This is a genomic window from Streptomyces sp. NPDC015171, assembly GCF_043079545.1.
In the GTDB taxonomy this organism is placed as follows: Bacteria; Actinomycetota; Actinomycetes; order Streptomycetales; family Streptomycetaceae; genus Streptomyces.
Window position 1 is genome coordinate 219607 of the sequence record NZ_JBIBUO010000002.1, and the last position, 13995, is coordinate 233601.

12 protein-coding genes are annotated in these 13995 nt (G+C 67.6%); 1 reads left to right on the forward strand and 11 read right to left on the reverse strand.

Annotated elements, in window-relative coordinates; all coding sequences use genetic code 11:
- Positions 1 to 85: 85 nt before the first annotated feature.
- From ACF073_RS05565 to ACF073_RS05580, 4 genes are all read right to left on the reverse strand, one after another.
- Positions 86 to 1495, reverse strand: a complete 1410-nt coding sequence (locus tag ACF073_RS05565) for an ATP-binding protein (protein WP_392067054.1) — start codon at positions 1493 to 1495, stop codon at positions 86 to 88.
- A gap of 28 nt (positions 1496 to 1523) precedes the next feature.
- The gene (locus tag ACF073_RS05570; protein ID WP_351590425.1) at positions 1524 to 2204 is read right to left on the reverse strand and encodes a hypothetical protein; all 681 of its coding nucleotides are present in this window, start codon (positions 2202 to 2204) and stop codon (positions 1524 to 1526) included.
- Complete coding sequence (locus ACF073_RS05575) at positions 2204 to 2512, reverse strand: DUF6112 family protein (protein WP_351283592.1); 309 nt, start codon at positions 2510 to 2512, stop codon at positions 2204 to 2206. The genes ACF073_RS05570 and ACF073_RS05575 overlap by 1 nt, the downstream gene beginning before the upstream one ends.
- An 88-nt stretch (positions 2513 to 2600) precedes the next feature.
- Positions 2601 to 3746 carry a C40 family peptidase gene (locus ACF073_RS05580; protein WP_392067055.1) on the reverse strand — a complete coding sequence of 382 codons (1146 nt, stop codon included), beginning with the start codon at positions 3744 to 3746 and terminating at the stop codon, positions 2601 to 2603.
- Between the two features lie 580 nt (positions 3747 to 4326).
- Between ACF073_RS05580 and ACF073_RS05585 the strand changes: the two genes are divergently transcribed.
- Positions 4327 to 5073 (forward strand): site-specific DNA-methyltransferase, encoded by a 747-nt coding sequence (locus ACF073_RS05585; protein ID WP_047471334.1) that lies wholly within the window; start codon positions 4327 to 4329, stop codon positions 5071 to 5073.
- Between the two features lie 99 nt (positions 5074 to 5172).
- On the opposite strand, the gene ACF073_RS05590 is transcribed toward ACF073_RS05585, so the two are convergent.
- The 7 genes from ACF073_RS05590 to ACF073_RS05620 form a co-directional block, all read right to left on the reverse strand.
- Positions 5173 to 5889 carry a DUF5655 domain-containing protein gene (locus ACF073_RS05590; protein ID WP_392067699.1) on the reverse strand — a complete coding sequence of 239 codons (717 nt, stop codon included), beginning with the start codon at positions 5887 to 5889 and terminating at the stop codon, positions 5173 to 5175.
- Between the two features lie 359 nt (positions 5890 to 6248).
- Positions 6249 to 7001, reverse strand: a complete 753-nt coding sequence (locus ACF073_RS05595) for a hypothetical protein (RefSeq protein WP_392067056.1) — start codon at positions 6999 to 7001, stop codon at positions 6249 to 6251.
- Positions 7002 to 7037: 36 nt separating this feature from the next.
- Entirely contained in the window at positions 7038 to 7877 is an 840-nt protein-coding gene (locus tag ACF073_RS05600) for a hypothetical protein (RefSeq protein WP_392067057.1), read from the reverse strand.
- Positions 7878 to 7949: 72 nt separating this feature from the next.
- Entirely contained in the window at positions 7950 to 10328 is a 2379-nt protein-coding gene (locus tag ACF073_RS05605; protein WP_392067058.1) for a tyrosine-type recombinase/integrase, read from the reverse strand.
- Between the two features lie 71 nt (positions 10329 to 10399).
- Positions 10400 to 11239, reverse strand: coding sequence for a tyrosine-type recombinase/integrase (locus tag ACF073_RS05610; RefSeq protein ID WP_392067059.1), 840 nt, complete (start codon positions 11237 to 11239; stop codon positions 10400 to 10402).
- Positions 11240 to 11611 carry a site-specific integrase gene (locus tag ACF073_RS05615; RefSeq protein WP_392067060.1) on the reverse strand — a complete coding sequence of 124 codons (372 nt, stop codon included), beginning with the start codon at positions 11609 to 11611 and terminating at the stop codon, positions 11240 to 11242.
- A 566-nt stretch (positions 11612 to 12177) separates the two neighbouring features.
- Positions 12178 to 13869, reverse strand: coding sequence for a DUF6119 family protein (locus ACF073_RS05620; RefSeq protein WP_392067061.1), 1692 nt, complete (start codon positions 13867 to 13869; stop codon positions 12178 to 12180).
- Positions 13870 to 13995: the final 126 nt, after the last annotated feature.

The following is a 13995-nucleotide window of genomic DNA, read 5'->3' on the forward strand; positions in this document are numbered from 1 at the left end:
TCTTCTGGACGTCATGGCGAAACCTTCCTGCTGGTGGGGAGGCGGGGGCGGGCCGTGGAGTGCGGCCCGCCCCCGGGGATGTGGGTCAGGAACCCGACGGCGGCTGGGTGGGATACACCCAGTTCGTCGGCGTCGCGGAGCCGGTGGCCGACGGACCGGACCCGGACGCCGGAGTGCCCGAGGCCGAGGGTCCGGGGTCGGCTGGCGGCATGGAGGTCATGTCGCCGCCCGGAGCCGATGCGGCTGCGAGGTGACCGGAGCCGCCCGCAACGCCTTGGGCAATCGGCTCGGAACCTTCCGGTTCGTCCTCGCCAGGACGTGTGATCAGCGGCGGGATCCCGGGGCGCTGGATCAGAGCCCGGCCCTTGTCGCCGCTCGCGTCCTGGTCTTCGCCGTACCGGAAGCGGGTCTGCTGCTTGGGCGGCCCGGCGTCGATGCCCTCCTTGCTGAGGGTGCCGCCGGAGGGGTTGATGCCGGAGGCGACGCCATCGGTGCCCGCGCCCGGGACCTGGTTCAGACCCTGCGGAGCGGGGGCGCCGGTACCGGCCCGCAGCGCGAGGCTGCCTGCGGTCTTCGCGGCTCCTGCGGCGACCGCCATACCGGCGACACCGGTGCGGTGCATGTCGTCGTGTCCGCCGCCGTCGCTGGCCCAGTGGACGAACTTGTACGTCGCGTAGGGGCAGAGCAGCACCAAGACCATCACGACGATGCCGGCCATCGCGTCGGACAGGGCCGCCATCCCGTCGCTGGCGTCGGTCTTGCCCATGGCGGAGACGCCGATGAGGAAGACGACGGTCATCAACAGCTTGGAGACGATGAGGGTGCCGGTGGCCTCGATCCAGCCGCGCCGCCACCGTTTGGCGACTTCCCAGCCGCCGCCCGCCCCGGCGAACACCGCGAGCGCGACCATGATCAGGACGCCGACCTTGCGGGCCACCATCACGCCCCAGTAGAGGAAGGCGCCGATCGCGCACCCGAAGGCGACCAGCGCGGGCACACCCCAGCCGAGGCCGTACATGGCCCCCATCTGATCGACCTTGATCACACGGCGGATCGCGTCGTCGATCGAGGTATTGGCGGCTTTGAAGAGGCCGTCGGACAGCGCGTCGACCACGGTGATGGCGACGGTGGTGAAGGCGATGGCGGAGAAGCTGAAGAGGACTCCGGTCATGGTGCCGAACGCCGCCTTGGCGAGGGCGCGTTCGTCTCGGCGCCAGGCCGCGGTCATGAGCTGGATGCAGAAGATGCCGACGGTCAGGGCGAGGCCGATGGGCAGCAGCAGCTCGTAGTTGTCGCGGAACCACCCGGCGTTGAGGTCGATGGCCGTCGTCTTGTTGACGGCCTTGGCGGCAAGGTCGGCCGCGCTGGACGCCAGTTCACCCGCCGACTTCGCGATCCACGCGCCGAGACCGTCGGTGACGGTGCCGGCGGGGTTGGTGGCGAAGTCGACAGCGCCGCACACCTTGTCCATCAGCGGGAAGTCGCAGACTCCCATGGGTCTTACCTCCGTTCTGGGGCGAGGGTCAGGGCGCGACGGACGGCATGACGCCGACCAGGGCGCAGGGGTGGTTGGGCCGACACTGGACCGCGAGGGTGGTGGACCGGCTCTCCGCGCCGCCGGCGGCCGAGCCCTTCCAGCGAATCGACTGCTTGCCGGAGACCGTGACGGCGTAGACGTACGCCTGGGTGATCGCCCCGGGGTCGTCTTGGAGAGCCTGGGTGAAGGCGTGCGGGAAGTGCCCCTCGTTGATCTTGGCGGTGGCGACCTGCTTGTTGGCCGCCATCTCCTTCCACAGCACGGCCGAGGGGACCGCCTGATCGACGGAGGCCGGGTCGGCGTACTTCGACTCCGTGGTCAGCCAGCCGCGCAGCGCTTTGCGCAGCTCAGGCTGCGAGTACGCGCGGGTGTCGTACGACCACAGCGCTGCTGCGGCGGCCTTCCCGTACGTGATCGGGTCGTGGGTTTTCGGCGGAACGGGCAGAGCGCGGGGCCGGGTGTGCGGCCCGGACGGCGCCGCGGTCGACGAGGACGCGGTGGGCGAACTCGGCGGTGGGGAAGCAGGATCGGAGGGGCTTCGGCCCTCGCGGGTGAGGTAGGCGGCCAGGCCGGCGAGGGCGACGAGCACCGCCAGGACGGCAGTGCCGAGCAGCGCCCGGCGACGCACGCGAGATGCGCCGCCGGGGTGGGTGGAGTGCTGAGCCATCAGTGGACCTGCGTCCCGAGCGTCGAGAAGAACGCCACTACACCGTTGGCCGCACCGAGAAGAAGGGCCGCGCCCGCGCTGACCAGCACGCCCTTCTTCCCGTTCGCCTCGGCCTGGTGACCACCGGAGTGGTGCCCCCAGGCCCACACGCCCGCACTGACGGCGAGGGCTCCGACCACGGCGATGAGTCCGAACAAGTTGATCGAGCCCATCACCTGCTTGAGGACGTTGAGGCCAGGGAGCCCGCCCTCGTTGGGCTTGATTCCGGGGTCGTAGGCGAGCTGTATGACCTTGTCGGCGAGATACACGGGAACTCCAGTTCGAATGAGTGCACGCCAAAGCCCGGTGGGGCGGACCAGAGGTGCGAGGGGAGGTGAGGAGGGAGAGGAGCGCCGGTCAGACGACTCGGCGGGCCGCGAGAATCCGCGATTTCCAGGACGCGACGGTGGTGATCCGTACGACGTCACCGGTGTGCGGGGCGTGGACGATCAGGCCCTGCCCGATCGCCATCCCGACGTGTTCCGGTACGGCGGCCGTCCCCTCGGTGAAAAGGAGGTCGCCCGGCTTGAGGGCATCGACCGAGACGGCCTTGCAGTCCTTGACCTGCGTATACGTGGTCCGCGTCAGGGTGACCCCGGCGACCTTGTACGCGCCCTGCATCAGGGAGGAGCAGTCGCAGCGGCCCATCGGGTTCTTGCCGTGGGAGTCGGTGCAGGTGCCGCCCCACTGATACGGGGTGCCGAGCTGGCCGAGCGCCCACCGGATTGCCGTCTGTACCTTCGGCGGCGCGGAGGCGGGAATCTTGTACTCCTTCGGCAGGGCGCCCGCCGGGATGGTGCCGAAGTCCGTTCCGTCGCCGTCCGCCGAACAACCTCCCGCGGAATCGGGAGAGGGGCTGCCGGTGTCGGCAGAGCCGGACGGCGACGGGCTCGGCGATGCGCCGCCGGCCTTCTGCAGCAGGGGCTCGATGGCCTTCTGCAGGGCGGTGGCCAGCGGCTCCCATTTGGCGTACGCCTCGGGGAAGCCCGACTTCTGTACCGCCTGGGCGGCCTGGGTGACAGAGAGGGACTGCCAGCCGGAGACCTTCTTGAGACCCTCGTAGAACTTCGTCGAGGCGTGCACCGGGTCGAGGATCTGGCTGGCTGTACCCCAGCCCATCGACGGCCGCTGCTGGAAGAGACCCAGCGAATCGCGGTCGCCGTAGGTCAGGTTTCGCAGGCCGCTCTCCTGCAGAGCGGTCGCCAGGGCGACGACCTGCCCTCGGGCGGGGATGTTCATCGCGACGCCCATAGCCTGGATCGTCTTGGCGTTGGGCACTTGGTCGGCAGGCGCGTCCAGGCCCGGCACGGAGACCGAGCCCTTGTCGCCGCCGTCCAGGATCGCCTTCACCTGCTTGGCGACGGCGGAGGCGTCCACACCCTGTGCACCGTCGGTCGAGCACGAGGCCGAGGCGGTCCCGGCACCGATGCCAAGGATCGGCAGTGCCAGCAGGAGTGGTCCGGTGGCGCACAGACCGACGAGGGCTCCCGTCGTCTTCTTCATGGCCGCCGCCGTTCAGCGCGACGGCGGTGCGGACCGGTCGAGGGAGGTGGGTCGGGGCGCGGGTGTGTCAGGGCATGCTGCATCGCAGCGGCTCCTCGGTGTTCGCAGGAGGCGCGGTGCCGACTTCTCGTGCAAAGCCGTCGGCACCGCGCCGATGTGCATCCGCCTCTCGGCGGGCCCGGGTCAGAGGAGTTGGTAGCTCCAGGACGCCGGTTTCAGGTCACGCGCGGCAGCCAGCCGCGCTCGTAATCTCAGGCAATGCACAGGGGCCTCCTCGTGGCACTCGCGGGCAGATGGGCAACATGCCTCCGACGCTGCTCGATTGGACGAGACGGCACGGATAAGCACAGCTCAACGGGGGTGGAGCAAGGCTCCTTCCCGGTGGCACGGCGAGACAGTAGACCGGGATTCCGGCCGCGCCAAACGACTGCCATCAGGGGGCTCAAAGCAGGGAGCCACCTCGTTAGGTGCGGCCGGAATTCGCCGTTAACCTCCGCTGCAACCTCGCACCGGATGCGCGCCGTTGAGCGCTGCCCGGAGCAGGTCCAGACTCCGCCGCGCCCGAAGAGAGGCCCTCCCCATGAGCTACACGCTGCACCGAGGTGACGCCCTGACCGTCCTGAAGTCCCTCCCGGACGAGAGCGTCCAGGCGGTGATCACCGATCCGCCGTACAACTCCGGGGGCCGCACCAGCTCCGACCGGACCGGCCGTACCGCACGTGCCAAGTATGTCACGAGCAACTCGGCGCACGACCTCGCCAACTTCCCGGGCGAGAACCGCGACCAGCGCTCCTACCGCTCCTGGCTGACCGAACTGCTCACCGAGGCGTACCGGGCCTCGACCGAGCACGCGGTCGCGATGGTCTTCACCGACTGGCGGCAGGAGCCGACCACCTCCGACGCCCTGCAGATGGCGGGGTGGACCTGGAGCGGCACGATTCCGTGGATCAAGCCGTCCAGCCGGCCCCGCAAGGGCGGGCCGAAGCAGGACTCGGAGTTCATCATCTGGGGCGTCAAGGGCTCCCTCGACAACACCCGCGATCTCTACCTGCCGGGGCACTACATCGCCTCCCAGCCCCGCAAGGGCCGGGTTCACATCACCCAGAAGCCGGTCGAGGTCATGCAGCAGCTCGTCCAGGTCTGCCCCGAGGGCGGCACCGTCCTCGACCCGTTCACCGGCAGTGGCTCCACCGGGGTCGCGGCCCTGCGCGAGGGACGCCGCTTCGTCGGCGTCGAGCTGTCCGCGCACTACGCCGACGTCGCCGAGGAGCGGCTGCGGGCCGAACTGACGAAGGACGACTTCGAGCTGGCCGGACCGGAGGCATGAGCGTGAGAGCGAAGAGAGGCCAGGGCCGGCGGCCCACAGACGCCAGAGGGGCGGCTGGAGCATCGACTAACCGATGCACCAGCCGCCCCTCCTGTTACGTCAGGCCGCCTCGAACGCCCGCCGGATCAGCGGCGCTGCCTTCTCCAAGTCGGCTGCCGAGACGATACGGACCTCCAGGTCGCCGGTCCCGAGGTGTCCGATACCGCGCATGTCCCGGGTGAAGCCCTCCTCCAGCTCGACCGTGTCCGGGTCGAGTCTGAGGTACACCAGGATCGCCTCGTGCTTCGGACGGAAGATCACCGACGCCACGTTCACCAACCGCCGGTAGGCGATGTAGTGCCGCAGGGACGCCACCTCCACCTCGCCCCATGCCGTGAGCGCCTCGTCCAACTCCGTGTACAGGTCCCGAAGACACTCGGGAACGAGGCCGACACTCGTAGGCGAAGGAGCCACCAGTGCCGCCGGCGCGCTGTCGACCGCCGCGCCCCGCTCCTGGTTCCGCCGAGACGAAGCGACGGTCGGTGAGCCGGGCGAGGAGTCGACGAGCAGCAGGCTCAGCAGGCCACCCTCGAAGACGCGGTAGCGCACAAGGTCGATCCGCTCGGGCAACCGCTGCACGGCCACGCGGTCGTGGTGGGAGAAGCCGGCCGCGATGCAGACCATCCGCGGACGACGCCAGTCGATCGCCTCGGCGGCCTCCGCGCCCAGCACCTTCCGCACGAGCGCCTCGAACTCGTGCTGCGCCGACTCCAGCCAGGACAGGTACGAGACGGCCTGCGACATCACCCCTTCTCTGAACTGGGCGGTACGGTCCAGTGCACCAACCTCATGCCCTTCGGGTCCCGTGCCGCGTGAGGGCCTGCCTCACTCGTTCATAGGCTCTGTGCGGTATAGGACCGGCCGGTCCTGCACCTTGACCAGTAGGCCGCTGCTCGCGAGATCGCGGAGGATCTGTCGCGTGTGCTTTTCCTCTGGCTCATGACCGGCGTCGCGCAGTGTGGTAAGCGCGCGCTGGGTGTCCCATAGGCCGCGAAGCGCGCGGATCGCTTTCTCCAGACTGACGCGCTGGCTCGGTCGGTGATCACTCACGGGTAACCCCTCAATGTCAGGCGCTGTGCGTCTCATGGTCGCTGTGCAGGCAGGCGACGTACGCGCCTGGCGTCCAGCGCCGTGTGTTACACAGCGACCATGGAAAGCCAGCCGACATGGCGGAGAACGGGCACCACGCGTAGGTGGGTGAAGGCGATCACGGGTGTCTCATCGTCCTCGGCTGGGAAGGACAAGGCGTGTTGGATGCGTATATCGTCCTGCGGATCATCCACGTCGCACCCTGGAACGTCGACACGGCCGCCCGCCGAGTGCAGAGCAACGCCCGGACGCGCGGTCAGGTCACGCAACTGCTGGAGACCGTACTTGGCTGCCAGCTGAGCTGTGGTGAGGGACTTCTTGATCCTGGGGCGTTCTCCGTCCACCCAGGCTGGGAAGGCCATGATGCGCAGGGTGGTTGTATTTCCCGGCGCGCGAGCGATGCCGACGCGCAGCCGGTTGTGCAGGTTGGATAGCGCCGCGGGGATTTCGGGGACGACCGTGGGCTGGTAGAGCACGAGATCTCGTTCGCCGTTGTCCCAGCGGGTGTCGTGCACTGTCAACAACGGGCGGCCGGGAAGGCGTAGTTCCCACTCAACAGCCGGGCCCTTCGCTGGGACCCCAGTGCAAGTCGTACCCGGCTTCTCCTGCAGGGAGGTGCCGCGCTCCAGAGTGAGATCGTCCACGAGTCTCATGATCTGTGATCCATCTCCGCGTATGACGAGATATGCCCGGTGATGTGCGTCGGGCGCATAAACGTACCGCTTGCGGGGTTGATGCAGCAGGAGAACGATCAAAGTCCACGTGCCGTGGATCTCCTGCTGTTGCAGCTGATTTGGCACTGCAAGTGACCTTGGACAGGTTTGTCGTGCGGAACTTCAGCACCCAGCGAAGTCGGGGGCCCATGTGAGTAGGATCCCGCTGGTCTCCGCGAGTGACATCCACCTGGGGTCGGTCGGCTGGTTCTCCAGTACCAGGACGGGACGCACTCGACCGCATGTCCTCGCCAGTTGAAGTTGATGGGCATAGTCGAGGACCTGTCCGATCCCTAGTCGAATCTGCTGGTCTTCGCTTGCGCCAGTCAAACTCTTGACCTCGGCGATAAAGACATCGTCGCCGCGTGACCAGCCCGCGTCGAAGCGGGGAGCATTGCGAGCGTGTCCGCGGAGTTCGACGTGCTGGCGTGCCAGGTGCTCGATGAGTGCTGCGATAGTCGACTCGTGTGCTTCCGTGCCCTTGTCGAGGTGGGCAAGGTCGAGCGCCAGTGCACCAGGCTCGTGGCGACCGACTCTGTGTTGCTGAAGCGGGCCGCCCAAGATCCCGTCTCCAGTCTGAGGAAGGACAAGGACGTGGTCGTCGATGCCGTGCGCCCGTTGCAGCTCTCGGCAGCGCGCGGGATGTCCGTCGATCAGGTCAGCGAAGCCATCCCCGTCCACGACGCATACGTGGTATCCCCGGTCGCGTTCCCATGCGGCGCGCACGAGCTTCTTGCTGTACTCGCGGTGCGGGTCGGTCACAGCCTGGCTGGCGAGATCGCCATGTACGAAGACTGTGATCTTGCGGGAGAAGTCCGACTTCCAGCTTGCGCCGAGCTGTTGGGCTATCTCCTCGCAGTCCTTTCGGACGGTCCATTCGCCATCGATGAGCACTTTGCCCGTGAAACAGAGTGTCTGACCACTGAGCGAGTGAACCCAGCCATCGCAGAGTTTGCCGTCCATGAGACCCCCCTCTGTGTCCTCGCCGTATCTTGCCGCATGGCGGCACCAAGGTGTGCGGGCCTCGGGCGGCCGTCATGAGGATGGTGTCCTGCTGACGGGAATGCCGAGGTCGACGACGACGCGGGATGGGCGCCGTTCGAGTTGGGTGAGCTTCTCCTCTGCTCCGGAAAGGCTGACTTGCAGCCCTTCCATCTCGCCAAGCCATCCTTCGCGTTCGGCCTCGGCGATGCGGGCGACGAGGTTGTCGCGGATCTCGACGAGACGGTCACGCTGGGCGGGGTCAGGCCAGAGCATCGGGCAGCGGACGCAGGCGTGTTCGTGAATGCAGGGGGTGCCGAACGCGCGGCCGCATGCTCCGATGGAGACTTTGCGCCGCTCGAAGTGGCCGAGGAACTCTTGCCATTCCTCGTCGGTGGGGACGCGGTATTCCTCGCTCGGGCGGAGGGACCTTCGGCGGGCGAGGAAGGCCATGTGCGCCTGGATCGCTTCTTCGGGGTAGACGGCCTTGTAACCGAGAGTGATGTTGATGTCCTGGTGGCCAGCGATCACCTGGGCGATGTGCGGCGGCAGCCCGTTCAGGATCGCATCGGTGATGAACAGCCGGCGAAAGTCGTGCGGTGTGTAGCGAAGCGGGGCCCCGGTGACGTCGGTCAGGCCCGTGTCGGTGAGGGCCTCGTCGAGCATGGTGCGAACGGTTTCATCGGTGAACGCGCAGTCCTCACCACGGATGCGTCGTTGGAACAGCAGCGGGGCCGGCTCCTGCCACGCGCATTCGCGGCGGTCGTAGGAGCGGACCAGGGGAACGGCACCGGTGGCCTCCCGGGCTCGGCAGATGATCGCGCTGAGGACGTCGGCGAGCTCGGGGCTGACCAGCAGCAGCCGCTCGGTATCCGTCTTGGACGGGACGATCTGAAGGAGGGGGACAAGTTCACCGGTGGTGGGCAGCCGGTATTGGACCAGGCTGTGGTGGCTGAGTTCCAGCAGTTCCTCGATGCGGATGCCGGTGGCCCGCAGGACCTCGACTACGGCCCAGGTCCAGAAGGCTCTCTCGTCCTCGAGTCCCAGATCGCGGCGTTTTCCGGTGTTCGGGTCCTCGGCCCAGATCCTGCCGGCCGTTCCATGCGGAACCACGGCACGTACGAGTTGCTGACCGGCAGCGGTGAACACCTCGCCGGGGCCGGTATGCCGGGCGGCTTCCAGTACCGCGGCAGCGTCCTTGCGACGCTGGTCGACCGTGCGGACGAGGATCGGCAGAACCGGCAGGCGCTCGCGGGTGCGGGCGTCCATCCTCGCCTTGCGTCGCCGTTGTACTTTGCGGTTCTCCAGCTCGTCAGCCCTCACCGGGCTTGGTGCCACCCACGGGCCCCAGCGGCCGGGATCTTCCAAAGCCCACTGGGCGATATCGAGGTAGAAGGCCCGCACCTGGGTGAGCGTGTCCCGGTGGTTGAGCCTCTCGACCTTCGTGTTCGTGCGTCGGCCGTCGGGGCCGGTGACGGTCTTGTCCTTGGTACGCATCCTCTGCTTCCACTGCCCGATGACGTCCGGGGCAAGGCGGAGACTGTCAGCGTCGGGATGATGATGCTCGATGTCCTGCCAGAAGCGCTTGCCGAGGTGGTAGGAGAGAGACTTCAAGCTGTTGTAGTCCAGAGCGGGCTGGCGTTCACGGAGATAGTCCACCAGCAGGTCACGGACGGGACAGCAGCGCAGTCCGTAGCGGTCGACCAGTTCCTCAGGGGTCCGCTGTCCTCGGTTGCGGACCTCGCGCAGATTCTGCGGGGCATCCTCTCCCAGGGCTCCGAGTTGGTGCAGCAGCCGGTAGAACACTTCCGTCCCCGCCGTCATCCGCTTGAGGACCGTGGCCTGGGCCTCGAAGAGCTCCAGGACGTCGCCGACGGTGATCCCGGTCAGCATGCCGCCCTTGGCCGCGAGGATGAGGGCGCTGCGGCAGAGAGCAGCGCTGACGGCACCCGACCGTACGTCCTCGACTGACGCGCCCAGCTCCCGCAAGCGCTCGAACCCGCGCGGGTCGCGGCTGCGGGCCATGGAGCGGACCAGGACCCCTTGGCGGCTGGCCCCCGCGGCCAGCCAGTCCACCGACGGCCGCAGTAGATCAGCGCTGATCACTGTCGTCAGGGCCCGGCCCACCACCGGCATGCGCCAGGCTGCCTTGAGACCGCGCTCGTGCAGCCACTGCTTGATCACCGGCCGCCAGGCGGAGCCGGCTTGCTCGATGCCGCTGGCCAGCCACCGCTCCTGCCAGGTCTGTCCCGGCTGGTCTTCCAGCCAGTCCAGCACCATGACGATGCCGTGCTTGTGGTGCAGCTCGCTGCCGGCGTTCTCCAGCGTGAAAGGCGGACGGGACAGCAGCCGGGCCACCTCCGTGCGGGAGTGCTCGGTGCCCGGCCAGATGCCGGGAACGGCCCGGGCGGGGAAGCGCTGTTGGGCTGCCATGGAACGGGTGAGTTGTGGCTCCAATCCAGCGGCCGATGCGCGGGAGCCGGCACGCGCCAACGAAGTGACGGTCACCGGGCACCGGTTCCGAACAGCACATCGAGACTTTCCGGCCGGTAGTCGGCTGCCGGAGGCGGGGCGACGCGGCCGGCTGCCTGACGCGTCTGCTCGGCGTGGTGGGCCAGCAGGCGCCGGATTACCACCTCCTTGCGAGGCGTGAGGTAAAGCTGTGTCGTGGTCAACTGAGCGTGGGCTAGGACGAACTGGACATCGGTGAGGGGGAGGTTGGGGTCCTCGGACATTCGGTAGGCGGCGGTGTGCCGCAGGGCGTGCAGCGTCGCGGAGGTTCCTGCCTTGGCGTTCGCCCGCTCGAACATGCGGTGAACCGCGTGGTAGGTCAACGGACTCGACGGCGAGCGCAGGGTCCACCACAGCGGGAGAAGCCGCCCGCGCGGGATCGAATCGTCCATCTCCAGCTGGTAGAGCCGCAGCCAGACGAACGCATCGGTCGAGGCGGGCAGTTCCTGGACTTCCCGGGTGCCCTTGCGGACAACCGAGATCAGCTGGCGCCCCGGATCGACGCCGGCCTGCCACGTGCTGAGCAGTTCGCTGGCCCGTGCACCGGTGGAAATATAGAAGGCGACAAGAGCCCGGTCCCGGTGGGAAGGGAGCCGGGCGAAGATCTCGTTGAACTCCTCATCAGGGACGCTGCGGGGCACCCGCTTGGGCACTCTCGGCCGGTAGAGCCCGGCGCGTTCGTCCCGGGCCGGATCCATCGGGTTGCGATGGGCGTGAGCCCGCTGGCCGCGACGTGCTCGGTCCAAAGGGAACGGGTTGAGGACCGGCCCGGTACCGATGTCGCGGTGGAAGTCGTAGAAACCCCGCAGCACCGTCTCGCTGTGCGCTCGCACCTACGGTGCGTACGGCTTGCCACCTGCGGCCCACCCGCCCGCTTCGCTCGGGCGTCGCCAGTGCGGACGCCTCGGCTGCCCGGCGACCTGAAGCCAACGGGAGAAGTCCCTCGCCTCGATCCGGCTTGCTCGATCCCACGGCACCTCGACAGCCCAGAGGAAGCGGAACCAGCGCAGCATGTCCATCCCATAGGAACGGGCCGTCGCCGCCGAACGACCGGCTCCCTGCAGGTCCCGTAGGAAGGCGCGAGCCCCCTCGACCGGTTCTCCGGACGGATCGATGAGCCGGTAGGGCTCCCAAGGATCATCCATGGCCACCAGTTCCCCAACCAGGGGGATGGACAGGGCCGCCAGGTCACGAGACGTCTCCATGGCCGACTCAACGACGCACCCTTCACAAGGTCACTGACCTGCGGAAACTCCGCCTTCAGTTCAGTCAACAGGTCGCTGTCCGAGCCCTTCTTGAACTCGATCACCACCGGGCTGCCGTTCTCGTCCAACCCCAAAGTGTCGATCCGCCCTCGGTGCCACGGCCCGGTCGGGTACTCGGACGCGAGGAAGCGGATGCCAAGCATGGCCTCCATGCTGGCCTCAATCCGGCGCTGCAGCTCGACCTCCAACGCCACCGTCGAACCGTGTAGCTCGACATCCCGGCCGGCGGCGTCGAGCCGGAACAGCTTCAGGTCGCTCACCAGCGTCCCCCTCCGTGATCACTACAGGAGAAGCAATCGAAACCGGCCTGCAGGTATTCCAGTGGATACCCGCGCGATATGCCGCGTCGGGGTCCTCTGGCCTCTCGCTGTTCTCGGCCAACGTGGACGGCTCGGGGTCGTTCGGTGTGAAATTGATCAGCAGCGTGGGGCTTGTCTGACTTGGCCTGGCGCCGGACGGCGTCAGGGCGGAAGTGGAGGGGGCGTCCCTCCCGGGGCGTCGTGTGCTCAGCGTCGGACTGCGACGACCTCGACCTCTGCGTTCATCGCGCGCAAGCGACGTGCCGACTGGAGGAGGGAGACCTGCGCGAAGGCGAAGAGGGAGTCGACGGTGATCTCCTTTCCGTCCTTGAGGAGGATGGCGAGCACGACCTTCAGCGTGCCGAAGTCGCTCAGGAGGCGGTGGTCGGGAGTACGGTCCGCAACCTGTTTCAGGAAGGCGCTGCGGATGGCTTCGTCGCTGCGCAGGGTTTCGACGGCGGTGACCGCCTGGGCGAAGAGGTGGTTCAGCGGTGCGGTGCCGTCGCTGCTGGTGGCCTTCTTGACGCAGATCAGCTGGTTGTCCGGGCCGAGGACGTCGCAGACTTCCAGTCCGCCACCGTTGAACTTGTCCGTGACGATGTTCTTCTTGTCGAAGAGGAGGTAGCCCTCCTGGCCTGCTGCCTGCTTGTTGTACCAGTCCTCATCGTGAGAGTCCCGCCCCTTGGCGTTTGGTACTCCCTTCGGCCAGGCGGGCAGTTGGACACTGGACGGCTTGCCCAGTAGCTCCCGGAGCTCTTCCTCCAACGTCTCGAGGAATCCAGCTCCCACCTCGTACCACTTGCCGTGGCCGTAGAAGTACCGCGCCGTTCCCACGGGGACGTCCGCGATGAGCCACTCCTTGCCGGTGGTCGCGGCGCTGGCCGGCGTTTTCAGGTCGTCGTCGCTGAACATGACGACTCGTACCTGGGCGAGCGCCTTGAGGCACTCGCCCTCGGTCTTGTCCGAGACGAACTCGAGGAGGACAGGAAGGGCCAGGTCGGTGACGTCGATGCTGCGGCTACCAGAGCTGATCCGGAACGCCTGGGCGGAGCCGAAGCCCTCCTGACAGCTCTCCGGAACTCCCAGCGTGAGCCGCGGGTGACTCGGGTCGGCGAGCATGCCCTCGAGAACTGCCTGAGCATCTACAGCCTTGCGGCTGCGGTTGTCCAGCGTGCGGAGCCGATCGACGAAGCCCAGTTCGGGCAGCGGATCCGGGCGCGAGCAGACCTCCTCTATCGCACGCAGGTCGCTGAGGAATTCCTCGGGGGTAGTGGCCAGCGGCAGCTTGATGGTCGACTCGGAACACTCGACTCGAACATGCTTGGAGGTACCGGAGGGCAGTGAAGTCAACGGGATGCCGCTGACCGTTCCACAGATGCGGCGGACGACCGCGCCGAACCGGTCGAGCCCGAAGCCGTCGATACGCTCCCCCCTGGCGACGGAGTACTCGTCGACACGCCCTCGTCCGTCCATGATCTGGTTGCGCACCTTGATGATGCCGTCCTCGTCGAGGCAGCGGGTGGCGAACTCCAGGCCGAACTCATCATCACGGTAGTACGGGTCCAGCATGTGCTGGCCGACCCCGTAACTCAGGGCGTACAGGCCGCGCTCGGTGCGCATGAGCACCAGGCCCGCAGCGGAGTGATTCCGCTCGTTGACCTCCAGGCCGGTGATCCGCTCGACGGCCGGGCACCAGTCGGCGCGGTCTCGGGGGATTCCCCCGTTCACCAGCAGGCCTGTGACGCCCTCCCAGGCGAACTCGCGGACCTGGTAACCGGGTCTGTCGAGATAGTGGGGGCGCACAAGAGTGCGGAGTTCCACCTCGCCACCGTTGGGAACAGCGAGCCGGTGCAACGTGGACTTTCGGGTGCCGGTACTGCTCTTCTCCTTGGCGGCCACGTCATGCTCCTTTGAGTCGAGGTGCCGGAGGTCAGTGCCGCGGGATCGTTCTCCTCGATCCGCGTGACTTCGTGCTCACGCTCGGTTCTCCTCCGGTGGGGTGTGCTGTGTGCGGCGGAGTCCTGG

What these genes read in the sequence shown, in the direction of transcription:
- ACF073_RS05565 (WP_392067054.1), bottom strand. Translation starts at nt 1,495, where the DNA reads ATGGGAGTCTGCGACTTCCCGCTGATGGACAAGGTGTGCGGCGCTGTC.
- ACF073_RS05570 (WP_351590425.1), bottom strand. Translation starts at nt 2,204, where the DNA reads ATGGCTCAGCACTCCACCCACCCCGGCGGCGCATCTCGCGTGCGTCGC.
- ACF073_RS05580 (WP_392067055.1), bottom strand. Translation starts at nt 3,746, where the DNA reads ATGAAGAAGACGACGGGAGCCCTCGTCGGTCTGTGCGCCACCGGACCA.
- ACF073_RS05585 (WP_047471334.1), top strand. Translation starts at nt 4,327, where the DNA reads ATGAGCTACACGCTGCACCGAGGTGACGCCCTGACCGTCCTGAAGTCC.
- ACF073_RS05600 (WP_392067057.1), bottom strand. Translation starts at nt 7,877, where the DNA reads ATGGACGGCAAACTCTGCGATGGCTGGGTTCACTCGCTCAGTGGTCAG.
- ACF073_RS05605 (WP_392067058.1), bottom strand. Translation starts at nt 10,328, where the DNA reads ATGGCAGCCCAACAGCGCTTCCCCGCCCGGGCCGTTCCCGGCATCTGG.
- ACF073_RS05615 (WP_392067060.1), bottom strand. Translation starts at nt 11,611, where the DNA reads ATGGAGACGTCTCGTGACCTGGCGGCCCTGTCCATCCCCCTGGTTGGG.